Origin of the sequence: Methyloceanibacter sp., assembly GCF_051306395.1 — a bacterium.
GTDB lineage: Bacteria > Pseudomonadota > Alphaproteobacteria > Rhizobiales > Methyloligellaceae > Methyloceanibacter.
This window is the reverse complement of the sequence record NZ_JBPPND010000011.1, coordinates 15,194-35,908: the sequence shown is the minus strand read 5'-3', so window position 1 is coordinate 35,908 and position 20,715 is coordinate 15,194. Positions and strand designations below refer to the sequence as shown.

Below are 20,715 nucleotides of genomic sequence, written 5' to 3'. Positions count from 1 at the left end.
TGGGGGCGGGGGACGGGGGCGCCGGGACAAACCGAGGAGAGCTTCCGCATGAGCGTGGACGCCGAGAAGATGGAAGCTAAAGGTAGTACCAGGGACACGGTCCGCGTCATCGTGCACGCGCTGATCCTGGCCCTGATCGTGCGGGTATTTCTATTCCAGCCCTTCAACATCCCGTCGGGCTCCATGATCCCGACGCTCTTGGTCGGCGACTATTTGTTCGTCTCCAAATATAGCTACGGCTATAGCCGCTACTCGTTTCCCTTCGGCTTCAATCTGTTTCCCGGACGCATTTGGGCGAGCGAGCCCCACCGCGGCGACGTGGTCGTGTTCAAGTTGCCGCGCGACAACGAGACCGACTACATCAAGCGGATGATCGGTCTTCCCGGCGACGAAATTCAAATGATCCACGGCGTGTTGCACATCAACGGTCAGGCCGTCGAGAAGGTGAAGATCGACGACTATATAGTGACCAGCTCTTCGGGCCGCGAACGGAACATGGCGCGCTACAAGGAGACCCTGCCCAACGGGGTAAGCTATCCGGTGCTCGATCTCGTGAATGACGGCTTCGGCGACAACACCGAGGTCTACAAGGTGCCCGAAGACCACTTCTTTATGATGGGCGACAACCGCGACAACTCCACCGACAGCCGCTTTCTGTCGGAGGTCGGCTTCGTGCCCTTCGTCAACTTGGTGGGGAAGGCACAAGTGATCTTCTTCTCCATCGACGAGGATTCGAGCTTCTGGGAGCTCTGGCGCTGGCCCACGGAAGTCCGCTGGGACCGCATTTTCTCGGTAGTGCACTAAAGCCTTGGCCAAGCGGCGGATCATCGATCTCAGCCAGCTGTCCGCCCGGCTCGGACATGACTTCGCGGAGCCCTCGCTGCTCAAGCTGGCCTTGACCCATGCGAGCGCGCGCCCCGACTCCAAGCCCAACGAAGACAATGAGCGGCTCGAGTTCCTGGGCGACCGGGTGCTGGGCCTGGCTATCGCGGAGCTGCTGACCAACCGCTTTCCCGAGGAGAGCGAAGGCGTACTCGCCCGCTGGTTCAATCACCTGGTGCGCACGGAGACCTGCGCCGAGATCGGCCAAAGCTGGGACCTTGGCGACTTCATCATCATGAGCGGCGGCGAGGCGGGCTCCGGCGGGCGCGGCAAGAAGACCATCCTCGCCAATACGTGCGAGGCGGTGCTCGGCGCCATCTTCGCCGATGCCGGCTACGACGTCGCGCGCGGCGTCATCCATCGCGATTGGGAGGCCTATCTCGGCGAGTTGGAGGAGGCCGCGCCCGACGCCAAGTCCGTGCTTCAGGAATGGGCTCAGGGGCGGCAATTGCCGCTGCCGCGCTATTTGGAGATCGCGCGCGAAGGCCCGGACCATGCGCCGCGCTTCACCACGGAGGTCCAGGTGGAGGGCGTCGCGCCGGAGCGCGGCGAAGGCGCGAACAAGCGTCAGGCAGAACAGGCCGCGGCATTCGCCATGCTGGTGCGCGAGGGCGTCTGGCGCCCGCCCGCCAATGACTGAGACCCAAGACGGCAACAGACGCTGCGGCTTCGTTGCGCTGATCGGCGCGCCCAATAGCGGCAAGTCCACGCTCACCAACGCGCTGGTCGGCGCCAAGGTGTCTATCGTCACCCACAAGGCGCAGACCACGCGCGGCCCCGTGCGCGGCCTGCTTCTCGCCGGTGACGCCCAAGTGATCCTGGTCGACACGCCAGGCATCTTTCAGCCGAAGCGCAGGCTCGACCGCGCCATGGCGCAAGCGGCTTGGGACCGCGCGGCCGACGCCGACATCGTCGCACTCGTCATCGATTCCGCCCGCGGGCTCGACGACAAGCTCTCTCCCATTGTCGAGCACCTGCCCGACATCAGGCGGCCGACGCTTGCGATCTTGAACAAGGTCGATCTCGTCAAGAAGCCGGACTTGTTGCGACTCGCCTCCGAGCTTCAGGCCCTCAAGGCCTTCGATCAGGTGTTCATGGTCTCCGCGCTCACCGGCGACGGTGTGGACGACCTCAAAACCTATTTCGCCGAGGCGGTACCGCCGGGCCCGTGGCTCTTTCCGGAGGATCAGCTCTCCGACGCCTCGCTGCGCCAGACAGCCGCCGAGATCACCCGCGAGAAATTGTTCCTGCGCCTGCACGAAGAGCTGCCTTACGCGCTCACCGTCGAGACGACGGAATGGAAAGAGCTGAAGGACGGCAGCATCCGCATCGAGCAGACCATCTTCGTGGAGCGCGAAAGCCAGCGGCGCATCGTGCTCGGCGCCAAGGGCGCCATGATCAAGGAGATCGGCTCAACCGCCCGGACCGAGATCGCCGAAATCGCAGGCACACCCGTGCATCTGTTTCTCTTTGTGAAGGTGCGCGAGCGCTGGGGCGAGGACCCGGAACGCTTCAGAGAGATGGGCCTGGACTATCCCAAAGGATAGGCCAAGCTAGTCCCATGGACTGGAGCGACGAAGGGATATTCCTGAGCGGCAAGCCGCTGGGCGAGGCGAATCTGATCGCCGAGATCTTGACGCTCGAACACGGCCGGCATCTCGGGCTCGTTCGGGGCGGCCGGTCCCGGCGTATCCGCCCGACGCTCCAGCCCGGCAACATGGTGCGCGTAACCTGGCGGGCGCGGCTGTCCGAGCATCTCGGCGGCTTCAATGTGGAACTGATGGAGGCCAACGGCGCTCGCGTGCTCGACGATCCGCGCGCGCTCGCCGCCATCGGCACGCTGGGCGAACTGGTCAAGCTTCTGCCCGAGCGCGACCCCCATCCCGAGCTCTACGCCACGACGCTGCATGTGCTTCGCTCGTTTGGGGAGCCCGACATCTGGCCCGCACTTCTCGTCTATTGGGAGTATCAGCTGCTCCAGGAGCTCGGCTTCGGCCTCGATCTGTCGGCGTGTGCGGCGACAGGGGTCCTTGAGGACCTGGTTTATGTGTCGCCGCGCTCAGGGCGGGCGGTGTCGCGCGACGCAGGCGCGCCCTATGGCGACAAGCTGCTGGCGCTGCCCGGCTTTCTGCTGAACGAGACCGCGCCGTTACGCGAGACCGACATCGCCGCGGGCTTCGCGCTCACCGGGTTTTTCCTGGAACGCGACGTGCTCGAGCCCCACGGCATGAAGCTGCCGTCGGCCCGCGAGCGGCTCCTCGACTTGCTTTCCCGGGGGCAGGCGGCGGCCCTGTTGGCGTAGCCATGGTCCCGGCAGGCAATTTGACTTGGCTTGCCCTGCTGATTGTCACACCGGCTTGTGTCTCCAGTGCCCACGCGCAGGAATTCGCCGTTCCCGCAAGCGCAAGGACCACGATCGTCAAGGCGACCAATGACTACCGCGCGGCCAGCGGCCTTGCCCCGTTGCGAGAGAGCGCCGGAGCCAATCAAGCGGCGCAGCGCTACGCACGGTATCTCGCCCTCAACAACAAGACCGGTCATCGCGCCGACGGTCGCAGCCCAGCGGAGCGCGTGCGCGCGGCCGGCGTCAGGTATTGCAAGTTTCGTGGGGAGAATTGGCATCAGTCCTGGACGCGGCCAAATCGCGCCCCGGTTACTGCGGCGATGGCGAAAGCCATGCGCTTCTGGAAGGGATCGCCGGGCCACGAGCGCGCGTTGCGGTCGGCGTCGACGGAGATTGGCGTCGGTGTCGCGGGCGCGAAACACGGCAACCAGTGGTACTACGTCTCGGTGCAGATGTTCTTCGACACGTCCTGCTTTCGCGAACCGCCCGAAAAGCCGCTCCCGCCGCCGCCTGATCGCAACCCGGCGCGGCAAGCAACGCCTTGAGAGTGACGAAGCGATGCGCTAAGCGCGACATATGGGAAAACGCGCAACGCCCCCTGATTCGGGGCCGATCGAGCCGGTCAATCTGAAAGAGGCGCTGGAAGAGCGCTATCTCGCTTACGCGCTCTCCACCATCATGCACCGGGCGCTGCCCGACGTGCGCGACGGGCTGAAGCCCGTGCACCGGCGGCTGCTCTACGCCATGCAGCAGCTCCGGCTCGGCCCAAACGGCGAGTTCCGCAAATGCGCCAAGATCGTCGGCGACACCATGGGCAACTTCCACCCCCATGGAAATCAGGCGATCTACGACGCGCTGGCGCGCCTTGCCCAGGACTTCGCCGTGCGCTATCCGCTGGTCGACGGGCAAGGGAATTTTGGCAATATAGACGGCGATAACCCCGCCGCGGACCGCTACACCGAGGCGCGCCTCACGGAGGTCGCCGCGCGGCTTCTTGAAGGCATCGACGAGGACACGGTCGACTTCCGCCCGAACTATGACGGGCGCGAGCTCGAGCCCTCCGTTCTGCCGGCCAATTTCCCGAACCTTCTGGCGAACGGCGCCTCCGGCATCGCCGTGGGTATGGCGACCAACATCCCGCCGCACAATTTGGGCGAGCTGTGCGACGCCGCGCTCCACCTCATCAAGTTCCCGAAGGCCACCGCCGACAAACTGGCGACGTTCGTGCCTGGGCCCGACCTGCCCACCGGCGGGATCATCGTGGAGCCCCGCGAACAGATCCTCGAGGCCTACAAGACCGGCCGCGGCTCGTTCCGTTTACGCGCCCGCTGGGAGCAAGAGGACACAGGCCGCGGCACCTATCAGATCGTCGTCACCGAAATTCCCTATCAGGTGCCGAAGGCGCGTCTCGTCGCGCGCATCGCCGAGCTGCTGCAAGCCAAGAAGCTGTCGTTGTTGGCGGACGTGCGCGATGAGTCCGCCGAAGACGTGCGCCTTATCCTGGAGCCCAAGAGCCGCACGGTCGATCCGCTGCTGCTCATGGAGCAGATGTTCAAGCTGACGGAGCTTGAGACGCGCGTGCCGCTCAACATGAATGTGCTGAGCCACGGCAAGATCCCGAACGTGCTTGGGCTGAGGCAGGTCTTGCAGGAATGGCTCGACCACCGCTTGGAGGTTCTGGTCCGCCGTTCCAAGTTCCGGCTCGCCAAGATCGACCACCGGCTCGAAGTGCTCGCCGGCTACCTCATCGTCTATTTGAACCTCGACAAGGTCATCAAGATCATCCGCGAGAAGGATGAGCCCAAGCCGGCTCTGATGAAAGCTTTCAAGCTCACAGAGGTTCAGGCCGAAGCGATCCTCAATATGCGCCTGCGTGCCTTGCGCAAGCTCGAGGAGATGGAGCTCAAGCGCGAGCACGACGATCTCACCAAGGAACGCAAGGAGCTGAACGCGCTGCTGCGCTCCAAGGACAAGCAGTGGAACCGCATCGGCGACGAGATCAGGGGTCTCAAGGATCAGTTCGGCCAGAAGACGGAGATCGGCCGCCGCCGCACGAGCTTCGCCGATGCGCCCGAGGACGTGGCGATCGAGCTGGCCGAGGCGATGATCGAGAAAGAGCCGGTGACCATCGTGCTCTCGGAGAAGGGCTGGCTCCGCTCCATCCGGGGACACAACACGGAAGCCTCGAGTCTTTCCTTCAAGGAAGGGGACCGGCTGAAGCGCCTTGTGCGCGCCCAAACCACGGACACGCTGCTGCTGTTCGCCACCAATGGACGCTTCTATTCGCTCGCCGCCGACAAGCTGCCCGGGGGCAGGGGCCATGGCGAGCCTTTCCGCCTCATGGTGGACATCGAGGACGCGGGCGATTGCATCGAGCTGTTTGTCCACGAGCCGGGGCGCAAGCTCCTCGTGGCGTCCGAGAGTGGCCACGGTTTCATCGTGGCGGAAGACGAGGTCATCGCGATGACGCGCAAAGGCAAGCTGATCCTGAACGTGAAGAGCGACGACGAGGCCGCCGTCTGCACGCCCGTCGATGGGGACAGCGTCGCGGCGATCGGCGCCAACCGGAAGCTGCTTCTGTTCCCGCTGAAAGAGCTGCCGGAGATGCCGCGCGGCAAGGGCGTGCGCCTGCAACGCTACAAGGACGGCGGGCTGGCCGACGCCAAGATCTTCGCCAAGAAGGAAGGTCTGACCTATCTCGACGCGGCGAAGCGCAGCTTCACGCTGTCCTCCGCCGAACTTCGAGATTGGTGGGGCGCCCGCGCCCAAGCCGGACGTCTGCCGCCAAGAGGCTTCCCGAAGTCGGGCAAGTTCGGCGACCGGTTCTGATTGAGCCTAGCTGCGCACCCAGCCCTTAGAGGTGAGGCGTTCCTGGGGCTGGAAGCGATCCTTGTAGCGCATCTTGCGCGAGCCCTCGATCCAGTAGCCGAGATAGACGAACGGGTAGCCCTGCGCGCGTGCGTAATCCACGTGATCGAGGATCATGTAGGTGCCAAGGCTGCGCGCCGGCACGTCCGGATCGTAAAAGCTGTAGACCATGGAGATGCCGTCGCTGAGACGGTCGCAGAGCGCCACGGCGATCAGAGGTGTCTCGCCGGTCTCCTTGTCGGGCTTCAGTCGGTACTCGGTGACGAACGTCTCCACCACGCTGTCCTCGACCATGAGCGAATAGTCGAGCACACTCATCTCCGCCATGCCGCCGTCCGCGTGACGGGCCTCGATATAGTCCCGGAACAGCGCGTATTGCTCGGAACTCGGCGCCGGCGGCATGCGTGTCGCCACGAGATCGAGATTGGCGCGGGCAATGCGCTTCAACGACCGCCGCGGCTCGAACTCGCCCACCAGGATGCGCACCGGCACGCAGGCCGAGCAGGCGTCGCAATACGGCATGTAGGCGATGTTCTGGCTGCGCCGGAACCCGCCTTTCAACAGATTGTCGACGAGGAAGCCCGGCTTGTCCCGCGTGAGATGCGTGAACAGTTTCCGCTCCAGCCGGCCCGGCAAATAGGGGCAGGGCTGCGGCGCGGTGATGTAGAACTCCGGAAAATTACTCTTGTGTTCTGTCACGGCTCACCGACCGGAAGCGAATCCCAAGTCAATCCAAGGCAAGCTTAAGGGATCAAAGGCGGGGGGCGCAATCCGCCAAGCTGTCACAAAGCAGCTTGGAATGGATCAAAGTTAGGCCCTGTTGATGATCAGCACACCCGCCAGGATGTCGTGCAGGCAGCGCTTGCGTTGGTCGAAAAAAGCCCAAAGCAGGATGGGGCAGAAGACCACCAGGGAGAACCAGAACAGCAGCGCATGGAAGGCGGCGATCAGAGGCGTCACCTTGCCGCCATACCACATGGGCACCATAAGCCCCATCACGCGCTGGCCGATGGTGGCGGAGTTGGGTCCGCCGATGGTGAGCGCGTTATAGCCAAGGCCCACCGCCGGGAAAACGATCCCGAACAGGAGCCAGGCCAGGCCCAGCGTGACGATGCCCAGCACCGCCACGGCCACATAGGCTAGAACCGTCAGCGCCAGGATGATGATGGCGTCGATGATGAAGGCGACGCAGCGCTTGCGGATAACCGCGTCGAAGAGCTGCGGCTGCGTCACGGGATCGTAAGCGTGCGGCTGGTCGGCGAAGCCGGTGCCGGTGGGAGTCGTCTTCTGGTCGGTCATGCTGTCTCCGAATCGGATCGCGTCACAGGTTCCAAATGGGGATTACCCGCGACACCGACAACCGTGTACCGGGGTGCAAAGGGCCGGATAGGTGCAGAACCCGCCCGCCGGTTGCCGAGTTCGAGGCGACGGTTTAAGGATTCTCCTTGGACACCACGCGGCTTACGGGGAGCCCGGGATGCGGATAGCGGTGTTGAGCCTCGCGCTCGCGAGCCTGCTTACCACGGGCGCTCAGGCGTTGGCGTGCGACGGCAGCGAGATCATCTTCGAGGACAAATTCGAGGACGAGGCCGGCGGCTGGTCCCACAAGGACACGGTCGAGGTGAAGGACGGCTCGTTCATTTTCAAGCTGCCCGCCGACGACATGCAGTCGAACCTCAACGTTACATTCACCGTCGAGGACGCGGATATCTGCACCGAGGCTGTCTGGCCGCAGAGCGGCGATCAGCCGGTGCTCGGCGCGGGGCTGTTGTTTTGGGGCGAGGACAACCGCACCTATTACCAGTTCGGCATTCTCAACAACGGGCGGTTCTGGATTGCACGCAAGCGGGACGGCGCCTGGCTCGGCACCATCGCGGCGAATATCGACTCGCCGGCGATCAAGACATCGCCCGGCGCCTCCAATACCCTGCGCGTGAACGCCCAAGGCGACACGCTCGCCTTCTACGTCAACGGCACCAAGGTGCGCGAGCTCAGGGGGCAGGCGCCCACGGGCGGCTGGCGCTTCGGCATTTCCGGTGACAATTTCGACAAGCAGAAAGAGGCGACGGTACTCTTCACCAATATGAAGGTCACCGACTAGGCGGGTCCGCTAGCCTAGAATTCGTCCTTGAGCCGCCGCGCAACTTCGGGTGCGAAATAAGTAAAGATCGCATCGGCGCCGGCCCGTTTAAACGCCAGCAAATTTTCAAGGATCACGCGGTCGCGGTCGAGCCAGCCGCGTTCGGCGGCTGCGGTGAGCATCGCGTACTCGCCGGAGGTTTGATAGACGAAGGTCGGCAGGTTGAATGCCTCCTTCACGCGCCACACGATGTCGAGATAGGCTATCCCCGGCTTCACCATGACCATGTCGGCGCCTTCGGAAATATCGAGCGCGACTTCGCGCAACGCCTCGTCGCCGTTCGCCGGATCCATCTGATAGGTCTTCTTGTCGCCGCGCAGCTGCACGCCCGAACCGACCGCGTCACGGAATGGCCCGTAATAGGCAGAGGCGTATTTCGCCGCGTAGCTCAGGATCTGCGTATCGGTGAAGCCGTTCTCCTCGAGCGCAGCGCGGATGGCGCCGACGCGTCCGTCCATCATGTCGGACGGGGCGAGGATATCGCAGCCCGCTTCCGCCTGAACCAAGGCCTGGGTGATGAGCGCCTGAAGCGTCCGGTCGTTGTCGACCGTGCCATCCTCGTCGAGCAGGCCATCATGGCCATGGCTCGTATAGGGATCGAGCGCCACGTCGCAGATGATGCCGATCTCGGGAACCGCTTGTTTAATGGCGCGCACCGCCCGGCAAACGAGGTTGCCCGGATTGAATGCCTGGCTTGCCGCCTCGTCGCGGAGGCCGGGCTCGGTGTTGGGGAACAGCGCGATGGCCGGCAGCCCGATCACCGCCGCGTCCTCCGCCGCCCGCACGGCGAGGTCGATGGAGAGCCGCGCCACGCCCGGCATCGACTCGATCTCGGACCGCGCCCGTTCGCCGTCGATGACGAAGAGCGGCCAGATGAGATCGTCCGGCGTCAGCGCCGTCTCGCGCACCAGCCGCCGCGACCAGTCGGCCCGCCGATTGCGTCTGAGGCGGGTCGCCGGGTAGCCGGACTTGAGCGCGGGCGGCGTCGTGCCGGCGCGCTTCGCGCGTTCGGTGCGCAAGGAAACGGTCTTGTCTTTAGACGGTGAGGCCACGCTGCGAAATCCTCAACTCTTACTGAACCGTGGGAGGCTACCACTCTGTGGCGGCCGCTGCCAGAAGCAGCAACCAACACGGTTTGCCGCCGAAAAGGCCCTATTCGCAAATCTTCACGTAGCGCCGTTTTTTCATGTCGAAGTGAAAATGATCCTTATGCGCTGCGTTCGCCGCGGGCCCGAGCACGGTCTCGAAGGTCTTGCAGGCATCATTGTGGACCACCCGCATGAAGGCCGCGGCATCCTCGGGCTGAAGTTTGCGAGGTGGCGAAGGCTCCGAGGACACCTCTTCCGAGTCTGGTTCTTCTGCGAGCGGCGACGCGCCGGGCGCGGGTAGGGGGCTGACAAACGGGTTGGACTTGACCGCTGCGATCGGGGTTCTGGCCTTACGGCCTGAGCCTGACGAAGAGGTCCGCGGCAGTGGCGACAGCGGCGGTTGGGCCACGGGGGGCGGCGTGGGCCTGACGAACGGATTGGTCTTCACTTTCGTCACCGAAGCAAGAGCGTTGCCGAAGGAGGGGCGGGTCGAGACGGCGACGATGGCCCCCGTTGTCTCTTCCGACGCCATGGCACGCTGGATGGCCGCGTCGGCGACCCGGTGCGGATTGGGCAGCGGCGGTTCCGGCGCGATGGGCCGGGCGATGGCACCATATGGCCAATTCCCCAACACCTTGAAGCGCTGCCCCGAGGCGAACACGAACTCGGAAATATCCAGCGCGTTGGCCAACGCGTGCTCGCTGATCCTCGTGTTGGCGCCGCCATAGCGGTTTCTGCATTTATACGATGAGGCGTTGCGGAGCGTCACGACGCGCGAGCCAAGCACGGAAGCCGCCGGCTGAACCGTCTCTCTCAGCCAGGCGTCGAGGGCCACCGCGAGCGTGCATCGCATCGTGGCCGGCGGCGAGATTATCACCGCGGGATCGCCGATCGACTTCACCAAGATCGGGGCCGGTGCGCCGCAAAAACCTTTCTTGATCGGGTCCAGCTGCTCGTAGTCGAGCGTCACGCCCTCTAGCATTTTTGCGCAGGCTTCGCGCGCGGCGGCGACCTTGGGGTCCTTCCAAGCCACTGTGGGTTGATCGCCGGGCAGGTTGGGCTCTTCCTCGGAAACGGGTAGTGCCGTGTCCGTGGTCGCTCGCTCGCTTCGCGCCGGGTTGCGATCCGGCGGAGGCGGCGTGGGCTCTTGAGCCTGCAGCGGCGTCGATGCCACCTCGAGGTTGGCCAGGACGAGCGCAAGTCCGAAGACGAGCCCAAATCTGAAGAGTCGGATCATAGCGTGCGTCACTTGCGTCTGCGCCGGTCCTTGTGGTTTGCGCCACGGGATGCTAGCTGCGCCAAGCCTTTCTAAAGCTCGATTTTGGCGAATTTGGTAGGGGGCATTTCCCGTTTTGTCCGAAGCGCTTGGCATCACCTTCGAGGAAAACGACCGCGCCGGCATTGTGACCCTCGACCGGCCGGATAGGTTGAACGCGCTCACGCGCGAGATGTTCGACGCCTTGAGCGCCAATTACCGGCGTTGGGCGCCGGCGCCGCATATTTACGGCGTGGTGATGGAGTCCTCCCACCCGAGCGTATTCTGCAGCGGCGGCGATCTCAAAGTTCTGAACGCCCTGAACCAGCAAGGCGCCACCGACACGATCCGCGAATTCTATCGGGCCGCCTACAGCCATGTCTGGGTGCTGGAGAAATTCATCCGGCCAAACGTGCCGCTCATCAATGGGCTCGCCTTCGGCGGCGGCGTCGGCATCTCGCTGCTCGGCACCCATTGCGTGGCCGGCGAGGGCTACCGCTTCGCCATGCCGCAAGTGGGGATCGGATTTCTCCCCGATATCGGCGGCACCTATTTCCTGCCGCGCCTGTTCGGCTGGATGGGCACCTACCTGGCGCTCACTGGCGCCAGCATCGGCCCCGCGGACGCCCACCGCTTACGGCTCGTGAGCCACTACGTCCCGTCCGCTCAGTTCGGCACGATCAAGGATGCGCTGGCCGACAATCATCCGATCGACCGCTTGCTCGACGGTCTCCATCGAGACCCCGGCGAAGGCGAACTGGTGCGCCACACGCCAACGATCGACCGCGCCTTCTCGGCACCCTCCGTTGACAAAATTCTCGCACGCCTCGATGCCGAGGACGGTGAGGACGAAGCCTGGGCCAAGGAGACCGCGGCGGAACTCCGCAAGAAATCGCCCACGTCGCTCAAGATTGCCTTCAAGCAGATGCAGGTCGGCAAGGGCCTGACGCTCGCAGAGGCCTTGAAGCTGGAATTCCGGCTGGCCTCGCACCTGGTCACCACCCATGACTTCCGCGAAGGCATCGACGCGCGCATCGCGGGCAAGGGCCGGACCCCTCAATGGCAGCCCGCAACCCTCGAAGAGGTCGACGATCAGGAGATCGAGCGTCTATTCGCGACACAAGTGGAGGGCGAGCTCGAACTCGACGAGCGGCAGCCCGGCCCTTAAGAAGCGTTGATAACGAACGCAAAGCGCGCCAACATCAACGAGAATTAATACTAGAATTTCATGCAATCTTAAGCGTCCCGCTTAAGCTCATTTTAGGTCGTCCACGCCTATAGTCCTGATCAAGTTGGGGTTTAACAACAACTAACGAGGGTAGGCGATGAATGTAGCCCTGGATATAGGGACGCATGCGAGCACCGATGGGGCGGAAGACCTCAAAGGGCGGTATCTAGTTTCCTTGAAGCTTGTCGAGCGGCTCCACCGGCTGCTGCTCGATGTCATCAAAGACGAGTTCGAGCGTCTTGGCCGTGCCGACGTGAACAGCGTTCAGGCGCTGCTGCTTTACAATATCGGCGATGCCGAGCTGACGGCGGGTGAGCTGACCAGCCGCGGCTACTATCTCGGCTCGAACGTGTCCTACAATCTCAAAAAGCTGGTGGACGCCGGGTACATCCATCATGAGCGTTCGACCACCGACCGCCGCTCCGTGCGGGTGAGCCTCACCGAAAAGGGCCAGGACGTCTCCAAGGTCATCAACGGCTTGTTCCAGCGCCAGCTTCGCTCTCTGGAGCAGGTGGGTGGCATCGGCCAGGACGACCTGGAAACGCTCAACAAGGCACTGATCCGGCTCGAGCGCTTCTGGACCGACCAGATCAGGTACCAGCTCTAAAAATTGTTTCAGATCTTCGTGATCTTCTCGCCCCAGTGGATGAATATCCGCTGGGGCGATTGACTTTGGGGCCGGGACCAAGCCCAAATTCGCCCCATTTCTCGGGCATTGTCGGAAGCATGGGAGCCGCAAGAGCCGATTGAGGCGGCGGCAAGAGCCTTCTGAGGGAAGCATTCCAAAGGTGAATTACGGCCGGATAGGCCAGTCGCCAGACAGAAATGTCTTCCCACACCTGTCTTGGTTAAAGTTTTTTTGACACCAAGCGAGGTTTCATCAGGCTCGAAACGAGTAGAGCGGCGGCGCTAAAGCGCTTATGGTTAAGCCTTGATCGAGGGCCGCAACGACGGGGAGCGGCATGCCCAACTCAATGGACGTCATCAGAAGCGGATCGCGGATCGCGGCCGCGGGGCTCGCGGCAGCGTTCCTGGTTGCGACCGTGCAGCCGTCCAGCGCCGGCCCCTTCAATTGGTTCAAGGGTAAGGACCCTCAGCAGCCCCAGGAGGTGGCGCCCCAGGGCGGCGGCAGTTCCGGCGGCGGCGGCCTCTTCGGCGGGCTGTTCAACGGCTCGCGCGGCTCTTCGCTGCGAACGGAAAGTCACGACTCCCACAAATCCGAACTTCCTCGGGGAGACCCCGAGGTCGCGATGATCGTCAATCCGGCGCTTGGCTCACCCACGCTTGCCACGCAGAACATCGCGGCGACCAAGGCCGCTATCGAAAAATACAAGGGGATCGTCGCCCAAGGCGGCTGGCCCACCGTGCCCGCCGTCGCCATGAAGCCGGGCTCCTCCGGTCCTGAGATCGTCACCTTGCACCGCCGGCTTGAGATCAGCGGCGACTTGGTCGGCATGAGCATTCCGGATCAGTACGACGCCGCGGTCGTGGCCGCCGTGAAGCGCTTCCAACTGCGCCATGGTCTGCCCCCGACGGGCGTCATCGATTCCAAGGCGACGGTCGAAGCGCTGAACGTGCCGGCAACGGTTCGCTTGGCGCAGCTTCAGGCCAACCTGAAGCGCCTGCAAAAACTCGCGCCGATAGCATCCGGTCGCTACATCCTCGTCAACATTCCGGCTGCGCAAGTGGAGGCGGTCGAGGGCGGTCGCGTGGCACAGCGTCATGCAGCGGTGGTGGGCAAAATCGAACGGCCGACGCCGGAGCTCTCCAGCAGGGTCACTGACATTAACTTCAACCCCTATTGGCACGTGCCGCGGAGCATCATCCACAAGGATCTCGTGCCCAAGGGCCGCGAGTTCGCGAGCCGCGGTCAGGACATGCTGGCGGCCTACCACATGGAAGCCTTCGACCAACAGGGCAACCCGCTCGATCCGCGCCAGATCGATTGGTTCGGCGAGGCGGTCTACACCTACAATTTCCGCCAGCGTCCCTGGGAGGAGAATTCCCTCGGCTTCGTGAAGATCAACTTCCCGAACAAGGACGCGGTCTACTTGCACGACACCCCGCTCAAGGGTCTGTTCGGCAAGGCGGTGCGCTTCGAAAGCTCGGGCTGCGTCCGCGTGCACAATGTGGATCACCTCGTCGCGTGGATCCTGCGCGGGAACCCGAACTGGAACCTGGCTAGTATCCAAGCCATGAAGCACACCGGTCAGCAGGCCGACGTGAAAGTGACCCAAAACATCGGTGTCTATCTCGCGTATGTCAGCGCCTGGGCGACCCCGGACGGCCAAGTTCACTTCCGTCCGGACATCTATAACCACGACGTGGGCGCCTACGCTTCGGCCTACTAAAGGTCGGGCGCATAAGCGCAAGAACGGCACAAGCCATCCAGTTTATGCTGGATGGCTTTTTTGTTTTGCGCGATGAGCCGTGGCGCGGAGAAGCGCTTTAGGCGGAGAGCTTCACTGGGATCTTCAAATACTGAATGCCGTTTGGATCCGGCGGCGGCAGATGACCCGCTCGCATATTGACCTGAATCGACGGCATCAGTAGCTCAGGCGCGGCGAGAGTCGCGTCGCGCGCCTCGCGCATGGCCACGAAATCATCCTCGCAGACGCCTTCCTTGACGTGCGCATTATGCGCGCGCTGCTCGGCGACCGTCGTCTCCCAGGCGTATTGCTCGCGCCCGGGCGCCTTGTAGTCGTGGCACATGAACAGCCGCGTATCCGGCGGTAGCGAGAGCAGCCGCTGAATGGAGCGGTAGAGCTTGTGGGCATCGCCGCCGGGGAAGTCCGCCCGTGCCGTGCCGAAGTCCGGCATGAATAGCGTGTCGCCGACAAAGACCGCGCCGCCGATCCTATAGGCGATGTCCGCGGGCGTGTGGCCGGGAACGTGCATCACCTCGACTTCGAGTGCGCCGAGCGGAAAGCGCTCGCCGTCGGCGAAGAGATGATCGAACTCGCTGCCATCGCCACTCAGATCCGTGGCGTTGAACACGGGCCGAAAGATCTTCTGGACGTCGCGAATATACTCGCCGATGCCGACCTTGGCGCCGGTCTTGAGCTTGATATAGGGCGCGCCGGACAGATGGTCGGCGTGCGCGTGGGTTTCGAGCACCCAGTCGACGGTCAGGCCGTTCTTCTCCGCCGCCTCGAGAATGACGTCGGCTGATCGGGTGGCCGCCTTGCCGCTGGCGTGATCGTAGTCGAGCACCGGATCGACGACCGCGGCGCGCTTCGTCTGCGGGTCGGAGACGAGGTAGCTCACCGTGTTTGTGGGCTCATCGAAAAAGGCTTGGATAGTGGGGGTGGTGGGCATTGGACACTCCATGGTCGAAGGGAATTTCACGATCTCTGTTGACTAATATATTAGCAAGGACTAAATTAGCAAGAGCTAATAGAGAAAAAGGTCTGATCTATGCCACGCGCTCCTGCCGACTTCGCCATGTTCGAGGCCAATGCCGCCCTGGTGGCGGGTATCCTGCGTGCCCTCGCTAACGAACGGCGCCTGATGGTGCTGTGCAAGCTGGTGGAGTGGGGCGAGGCGAGCGTGGGTGCGCTGGCCGAGGCCGCGGGCCTCTCCCAGTCCGCGACGTCCCAGCACCTCGCCAAGATGCGCGAGGAAGGCCTCGTCGCCTTCCGCCGCGACGGACAGACCCTCTGGTACCGCGTCGCTGAACCCCGCACCGAGCTGCTGCTCGGCTACCTCCAGAAGCTCTATTGCAGCGACTGATCCCGACAACAGAGCCAAGACCAAGAACCAGGAGTGTCACCATGAGCCTTCCCACCATCAGTCCCACGGAGGCCAAGCGCCTCATCGATCAGGGCGCGACCTTGATCGACATTCGCGACGCCGATGAGCGCGCACGCGAGCACATTCCGGGGTCTCATCACGGTCCCCTGGCGCAACTGACCGATTTCGCCGGCGTCGGCGCGCCGATCATCTTTCACTGCCGCTCCGGCATGCGCACGGCGAGCAACGCCGTCCGCTTGAGCGACTCCGTGCCGTGCGAGGCCTATATGCTCGAAGGCGGCCTTGAAGCCTGGAAGCAGGCAGGCCTTCCCGTCACCGCAGACAAGAGCCAACCCATCGAGCTCAGCCGTCAGGTCATGATCGCCGCCGGCACTCTCGTGCTGGTCTTTGTGCTGCTCGGAGCCGCCGTCGCGCCCGCCTTCTATCTGCTCGCCGGACTGATCGGCGCAGGCCTCGTATTCGGAGGCGTGTCGGGCCGGTGCGGCATGGCGAAGGTGCTCGAAATCATGCCTTGGAACCGTCGCGCGGCCGGGGCCTGACGCCCATGCCCCTTGGCCTCGTCCCCATCGCGCTCCTCTTGGGCTCCGGCGCCCTTATCGGTATCACGCTCGGCCTCATCGGTGGCGGAGGTTCGGTGCTTGCCGTCCCGCTCCTGGTCTATCTGGTGGGCGTGCCGTCGGCCCATGTCGCCATCGGGACGGCGGCTGTCGCGGTCGCGCTCAACGCCGGCGCCGGGCTCGCAGCCCATGCACGGCTCGGAACCGTGAAATGGCCTTGCGCTATGGTGTTCACCGCGGCCGGTGTCGCCGGCGCTTTCACCGGTGCAAGCCTCGGCAAGCAGCTTGGCGGCTCGGAGCTGCTCGCGCTGTTTGGCCTCCTGATGATCGGCGTCGGCATTTACATGATCGCCGTCGAGCCGAAACCGGCCGGTCACGACGTCCGCCTCACGCAAAAGAGCGCGCGCCACCTCTTGCCGCGCCTGATCCTCATCGGCGCGGGGGTAGGGCTCCTTTCCGGCTTCTTCGGCATCGGCGGCGGCTTTCTCATCGTCCCTGGGCTCGTCCTGGCGACCGGCATGGCGCTCCAGAACGCCATCGCCACCTCGCTCTTCGCCGTCACGGCCTTCGGCCTCACCACCGCCGCGAGCTATGCCGTCTCCGGCCTCGTGGATTGGCGGCTAGCGGCGCTGGTTATCGTGGGCGGCGTTCTCGGGACTATGTTCGGCACCCGCGTCAACATGCACCTGGCGGGTCACAAGCGGGCACTCGCCGGGACCTTCGCCAGCATCGTCATCGTTGTCGGGCTCTATATCGTGGTGAGCGGCATTATGAAGCTAATGGCCGTGGGATAGACCAAAATATTCTGATTGGCGTGCCCCTAACGAACTGGGAAGGCGTTGGTTTTTGCGAACGCGCAAGGTAGGCTGATCCAAACCGGTCTACGGTTTGGGTGTTGCTGGCGCGCCCTTGCGACATATGGTAAGGCCAGCCAAACGTGCCTGAAGGCGCCGCGTGAGAGAACACGTGGGGTTTTGTCCCTCAGGCCAGTCGGGATTTTGAGCTCGAGGAGCAGTTAGCCATGACGGCCAGTGATATTCGGCGCGCCGAAGCGCGCGAGGGCGATTTTTTCACCAAGCATTTGGAAGACGCCGATCCCGAAGTGTGGGATGCCATCGAGAACGAGCACGAGCGTCAGCAGACCGAGATCGAGCTGATTGCCTCGGAGAATATCGTTTCGCGGGCCGTGCTCGACGCGGTGGGAACGCTCCTCACCAACAAATACGCCGAAGGCTATCCGGGTCGGCGCTATTACGGCGGCTGTCAATATGTGGACGTGGTCGAGCAAATCGCCATCGACCGCGCCAAGCGCCTGTTCGACTGTAGCTTCGCCAACGTTCAGGTCCATTCGGGCTCGCAGGCCAACCAGTCTGTGTTTCTGGCGCTCCTCAAGCCCGGCGACACCATTCTCGGCATGAGCCTCGCCGCCGGCGGTCACTTGACCCACGGCGCCCCGCCGAACATGTCCGGCAAGTGGTTCAACGCCGTTCAGTATGGCGTGACCAAGGACACGAATCTCATCGACTACGACGAGGTCGAACGCCTCGCCAAAGAGCACAAGCCCGCGCTTATCATCGCCGGTGGCTCCGCCTATCCGCGGGTCATCGACTTCAAGCGCTTCCGTGAGATCGCCGACTCGGTCGGCGCCTATCTCCTGGTCGACATGGCCCACTTCGCCGGTCTTGTCGCCGCAGGCCTCCATCCAAGCCCGGTGCCGCATGCTCATGTCTGCACCACGACCACGCACAAAACCTTGCGCGGTCCGCGCTCGGGCATGGTCGTCTCCAACGACGAGGACATCGGCAAGAAGATTAACTCCGCCGTCTTCCCCGGCCTCCAGGGCGGTCCGCTGATGCATGTCATCGCCGGCAAGGCCGTGGCCTTCGGCGAGGCGCTTGAGCCAGGCTTCAAGCTCTACGCCCAGTCGGTCATCGACAACGCCAAGGCGCTCGGTGAGACGCTGGTCGAGGGCGGGCTGGCGCTCGTCTCCGGCGGCACCGACACACATCTGATGCTGGTGGATCTGCGGCCGAAGAAGCTCACGGGCAAGGCCGCCGAGATCGCGCTCGGCCGCGCGCACATTACCTGCAATAAGAATGGCGTGCCGTTCGACCCCGAGAAGCCCATGATCACCTCGGGCATTCGCCTCGGTTCGCCGGCCGGCACCACTCGCGGTTTTGGCGTGACGGAGTTCCAAGCGGTCGGCAGCATGATCCTCGAAGTTCTGGACGGCCTGGCCGCCAACGGCGATGAGGGCAATACGGACGTCGAGGGGAAAGTGAAGCAGCGCGCCATCGAGCTTTGCGAGCGCTTCCCGATCTACGAGTAAGCCTCCGGCGTGACGGTGAACAAGGGGAGGGCGGTCGCCCATGCGGTGCCCCTATTGCGGCAGCACCAACACGCAGGTGAAGGACTCTCGCCCTAGCGAGGACCACACCACAATCAGGCGCCGCCGCGTTTGCGCGGATTGCGGCGGGCGCTACACCACGTTCGAGCGGGTGCAATTGCGCGAGCTCACCGTGATCAAACGGAACGGGCGCCGCATTCCATTCGATCGCGACAAGCTCATGCGCTCGGTTCAAATCGCCTTGCGCAAGCGGCCGGTCGATCCCGAGCGCGTCGAGCGCATGATCAGCGGCATCGTGCGCCGGCTCGAGAACATGGGCGAAGGCGATATCCGTTCCGAGACCATCGGACATCTGGTGATGGAAGCGCTGAAAGGCCTCGATGACGTGGCCTATGTGCGCTTCGCCTCGGTGTATAAGAACTTCCGCGAGGCCAAGGATTTCGAGGCTCTGCTCGGCGAACTGGCCGGGACAGAAGGCGAGGACGCCGATGTCGATGCCGACGAAACCGCCGTTGCCGAAGATTAGGCCGGCAGCTTTCCCATGAACACGCGCGACGAGTACCACATGGCGCAAGCCATCCGCCTCGCACGGCGCGGCTTGGGCCTGGCCTGGCCAAATCCATCCGTGGGCGCGGTGGTGGTCACACCCTCGGGCGAGATCGCCGGCCGCGGCTGGACCGCGCCGGGCGGCCGCCCCCATGCGGAAGCGATTGCGCTCGAACGGGCAGGCGTCAAGGCCGAGGGCAGTACCGTCTATGTGACCCTGGAGCCGTGCGCCCATGAAGGCGGCCGTGGCATGCGGTGCAGCGACGCGCTCGTCGCCGCCAAGGTGCGGCGGGTCGTCATCGGCTTGGGCGACCCCGATCCCCGCACCGCCGGGCGCGGCATCGAGAGGCTGAGGGGCGCCGGGATCGAGGTGGAGGAGGGCGTGCTCGCGGAGGACGCGGCCTCCGTCACGCTCGGGCATCTGATGCGGGTCAGCGAAGGGCGTCCTGCCGTCACCTTGAAGCTTGCCGTCGGCGCCGACGGGCGCATGCCCCAAGGTCACGGTGAGCCGGTCTGGATCACGGGGCCGGACGCGCGCGCTCACGGCCATCTCTTGCGCGCCATGAACGACGCCATCTTGGTCGGCCGGGGCACGGTCACGGCCGACAATCCCACGCTGACCTGCCGTCTTCCCGGCATGTCGTGCCGCTCTCCGGTGCGTGTCGTGCTCGACCGGCGCTTGCGCACCCCGCCCGACGCCCAGCTGTTCGAGGACATCATGGTGCCGGTCTGGCTCCTCTGCGCCGCGGGCGAGACCCACGCCAATGCAGATAGGTTGCATGACCTCGGCGCCGAGATCGTGCCCGTCCCCATAGACGACCACGGCCTCATCGACGTGCAGGACGCGCTGGAGACGCTGGCCCATCGCGGTATCACGCGCGTCCTGATCGAAGGCGGGCCGTCCGTCGCGCGCGCTTTCCTCGATGCGGACCTCGTGGATGAAGCGGTCGTCTACCAGGGACCGCGGCCGGCGGGCGAGGGCGGGCTTAGCCCGTTCGCCGGCGACGGCCTTGATCGGCTCACCGCAAGCGGCCATTTCACCTTCATCGCCTCGCGATCCTTCGGACCGGACCGGATGACGTGGTGGCGACGGATCAGAACATGTTCACTGGCATTGTCGGCAGCATAGGAACGCTGATTGAGCGGGACGGGTCACGCTTCGTGATCCACACGCCCTTCAAGCGCAAGAGCCTGGAGGAGGGCGCGTCGCTCGCCTGCGACGGCTGTTGCCTGACGCTTGCTGAGATTGACAAGTCGAAGGGCAAGGGCGCCGCCGTAACCGTTGACGTCTCCAACGAGACCCGTTCGCACACCACGCTCGGCACGTGGGAGACGGGCAGGAAGATCAACCTTGAGCGCGCGCTTGGGCTCGGCGAGGAGCTTGGCGGACACATCGTCACAGGCCATGTGGACGCCAGGGCGAAGATCGTCTCACGGTTTCCCGATGGCGACAGCGTGCGCGTGCTGGTGGAAGCCCCGCCCGAGCTTGCGCAATTTATCGCGCCGAAGGGCTCCGTCGCCCTGAACGGCGTCTCGCTCACGATTAACGAGGTGGACGGTCAGCGCTTCGGCGTGAACATCATTCCTTACACTTTGACCCATACGACGTGGGGCGACTGCATGCCGGGCGATCTGGTAAACCTTGAAGTCGATCTGCTCGCGCGCTACGTGGCGCGCCTGAGGCAATACGAAGGCCCAACGCCGTGA

Annotated in this window: 22 protein-coding genes; 17 read left to right on the top strand and 5 right to left on the bottom strand. The window is 64.1% G+C overall.

The window, feature by feature from the left end; genetic code table 11:
• The first annotated feature begins 48 nt into the window (after positions 1–48).
• From lepB to parC, 6 genes are read left to right on the top strand one after another with little or no spacing between them, the layout of a single operon-like run.
• Positions 49–804, top strand: a complete 756-nt coding sequence (gene lepB, locus ACSLE4_RS00915) for a signal peptidase I (protein ID WP_435902611.1) — start codon at positions 49–51, stop codon at positions 802–804.
• Positions 805–808: 4 nt separating this feature from the next.
• Complete coding sequence (rnc, locus tag ACSLE4_RS00910; protein WP_435902608.1) at positions 809–1,522, top strand: ribonuclease III; 714 nt, start codon at positions 809–811, stop codon at positions 1,520–1,522.
• Entirely contained in the window at positions 1,515–2,429 is a 915-nt protein-coding gene (gene era / locus ACSLE4_RS00905) for a GTPase Era (RefSeq protein WP_435902607.1), read from the top strand. Before rnc ends, era begins: the two co-directional genes overlap by 8 nt.
• 14 nt (positions 2,430–2,443) lie before the next feature.
• Positions 2,444–3,184, top strand: coding sequence for a DNA repair protein RecO (recO, locus tag ACSLE4_RS00900; RefSeq protein WP_435902606.1), 741 nt, complete (start codon positions 2,444–2,446; stop codon positions 3,182–3,184).
• Between the two features lie 2 nt (positions 3,185–3,186).
• Positions 3,187–3,771: a CAP domain-containing protein gene (locus tag ACSLE4_RS00895; protein ID WP_435902605.1), complete on the top strand. Its 585-nt coding sequence runs from the start codon at positions 3,187–3,189 to the stop codon at positions 3,769–3,771.
• Between the two features lie 31 nt (positions 3,772–3,802).
• Positions 3,803–6,055, top strand: a complete 2,253-nt coding sequence (gene parC / locus ACSLE4_RS00890; protein ID WP_435902604.1) for a DNA topoisomerase IV subunit A — start codon at positions 3,803–3,805, stop codon at positions 6,053–6,055.
• Between the two features lie 6 nt (positions 6,056–6,061).
• On the opposite strand, the gene ACSLE4_RS00885 is transcribed toward parC, so the two are convergent.
• Entirely contained in the window at positions 6,062–6,793 is a 732-nt protein-coding gene (locus ACSLE4_RS00885) for an arginyltransferase (RefSeq protein WP_435902603.1), read from the bottom strand.
• A gap of 111 nt (positions 6,794–6,904) precedes the next feature.
• Positions 6,905–7,393 (bottom strand): RDD family protein, encoded by a 489-nt coding sequence (locus ACSLE4_RS00880; protein ID WP_435902602.1) that lies wholly within the window; start codon positions 7,391–7,393, stop codon positions 6,905–6,907.
• A gap of 178 nt (positions 7,394–7,571) precedes the next feature.
• On the opposite strand from ACSLE4_RS00880, the gene ACSLE4_RS00875 reads away from it, so the two are divergent.
• Positions 7,572–8,195 carry a family 16 glycoside hydrolase gene (locus tag ACSLE4_RS00875; protein WP_435902601.1) on the top strand — a complete coding sequence of 208 codons (624 nt, stop codon included), beginning with the start codon at positions 7,572–7,574 and terminating at the stop codon, positions 8,193–8,195.
• 14 nt (positions 8,196–8,209) lie between these two features.
• On the opposite strand, the gene hemB is transcribed toward ACSLE4_RS00875, so the two are convergent.
• Positions 8,210–9,286 carry a porphobilinogen synthase gene (hemB, locus tag ACSLE4_RS00870; RefSeq protein ID WP_435902600.1) on the bottom strand — a complete coding sequence of 359 codons (1,077 nt, stop codon included), beginning with the start codon at positions 9,284–9,286 and terminating at the stop codon, positions 8,210–8,212.
• Between the two features lie 100 nt (positions 9,287–9,386).
• On the bottom strand, positions 9,387–10,559 hold the full coding sequence (locus ACSLE4_RS00865; RefSeq protein WP_435902599.1) for an extensin-like domain-containing protein: 1,173 nt from the start codon (positions 10,557–10,559) through the stop codon (positions 9,387–9,389).
• Positions 10,560–10,674: 115 nt separating this feature from the next.
• On the opposite strand from ACSLE4_RS00865, the gene ACSLE4_RS00860 reads away from it, so the two are divergent.
• The 3 genes from ACSLE4_RS00860 to ACSLE4_RS00850 all read left to right on the top strand — a co-directional run bounded on the left by ACSLE4_RS00860 (position 10,675) and on the right by ACSLE4_RS00850 (position 14,156).
• Positions 10,675–11,745 (top strand): enoyl-CoA hydratase/isomerase family protein, encoded by a 1,071-nt coding sequence (locus ACSLE4_RS00860; protein WP_435902598.1) that lies wholly within the window; start codon positions 10,675–10,677, stop codon positions 11,743–11,745.
• A gap of 157 nt (positions 11,746–11,902) precedes the next feature.
• On the top strand, positions 11,903–12,412 hold the full coding sequence (gene ldtR / locus ACSLE4_RS00855; RefSeq protein WP_435902597.1) for a transcriptional regulator LdtR: 510 nt from the start codon (positions 11,903–11,905) through the stop codon (positions 12,410–12,412).
• Between the two features lie 355 nt (positions 12,413–12,767).
• Positions 12,768–14,156 carry a L,D-transpeptidase family protein gene (locus ACSLE4_RS00850; RefSeq protein ID WP_435902596.1) on the top strand — a complete coding sequence of 463 codons (1,389 nt, stop codon included), beginning with the start codon at positions 12,768–12,770 and terminating at the stop codon, positions 14,154–14,156.
• A gap of 97 nt (positions 14,157–14,253) precedes the next feature.
• Here the strand turns inward: ACSLE4_RS00850 and ACSLE4_RS00845 are convergent, their stop codons facing one another.
• Positions 14,254–15,123 carry an MBL fold metallo-hydrolase gene (locus ACSLE4_RS00845; RefSeq protein ID WP_435902595.1) on the bottom strand — a complete coding sequence of 290 codons (870 nt, stop codon included), beginning with the start codon at positions 15,121–15,123 and terminating at the stop codon, positions 14,254–14,256.
• A 99-nt stretch (positions 15,124–15,222) separates the two neighbouring features.
• On the opposite strand from ACSLE4_RS00845, the gene ACSLE4_RS00840 reads away from it, so the two are divergent.
• From ACSLE4_RS00840 to ACSLE4_RS00810, 7 genes are all read left to right on the top strand, one after another.
• Complete coding sequence (locus ACSLE4_RS00840; RefSeq protein ID WP_435902594.1) at positions 15,223–15,537, top strand: ArsR/SmtB family transcription factor; 315 nt, start codon at positions 15,223–15,225, stop codon at positions 15,535–15,537.
• 41 nt (positions 15,538–15,578) lie between these two features.
• On the top strand, positions 15,579–16,097 hold the full coding sequence (locus ACSLE4_RS00835; RefSeq protein ID WP_435902593.1) for a rhodanese family protein: 519 nt from the start codon (positions 15,579–15,581) through the stop codon (positions 16,095–16,097).
• Between the two features lie 5 nt (positions 16,098–16,102).
• A complete protein-coding gene (locus tag ACSLE4_RS00830; protein WP_435902592.1) occupies positions 16,103–16,909 on the top strand; it encodes a sulfite exporter TauE/SafE family protein in 807 nt (268 codons plus the stop codon).
• 227 nt (positions 16,910–17,136) lie between these two features.
• Entirely contained in the window at positions 17,137–18,444 is a 1,308-nt protein-coding gene (gene glyA, locus ACSLE4_RS00825; RefSeq protein WP_435902591.1) for a serine hydroxymethyltransferase, read from the top strand.
• Positions 18,445–18,484: 40 nt separating this feature from the next.
• The gene (nrdR, locus tag ACSLE4_RS00820) at positions 18,485–18,988 is read left to right on the top strand and encodes a transcriptional regulator NrdR (protein WP_435902590.1); all 504 of its coding nucleotides are present in this window, start codon (positions 18,485–18,487) and stop codon (positions 18,986–18,988) included.
• A gap of 15 nt (positions 18,989–19,003) precedes the next feature.
• On the top strand, positions 19,004–20,137 hold the full coding sequence (ribD, locus tag ACSLE4_RS00815; RefSeq protein ID WP_435902589.1) for a bifunctional diaminohydroxyphosphoribosylaminopyrimidine deaminase/5-amino-6-(5-phosphoribosylamino)uracil reductase RibD: 1,134 nt from the start codon (positions 19,004–19,006) through the stop codon (positions 20,135–20,137).
• A complete protein-coding gene (locus ACSLE4_RS00810) occupies positions 20,110–20,715 on the top strand; it encodes a riboflavin synthase (protein ID WP_435902588.1) in 606 nt (201 codons plus the stop codon). The genes ribD and ACSLE4_RS00810 overlap by 28 nt, the downstream gene beginning before the upstream one ends.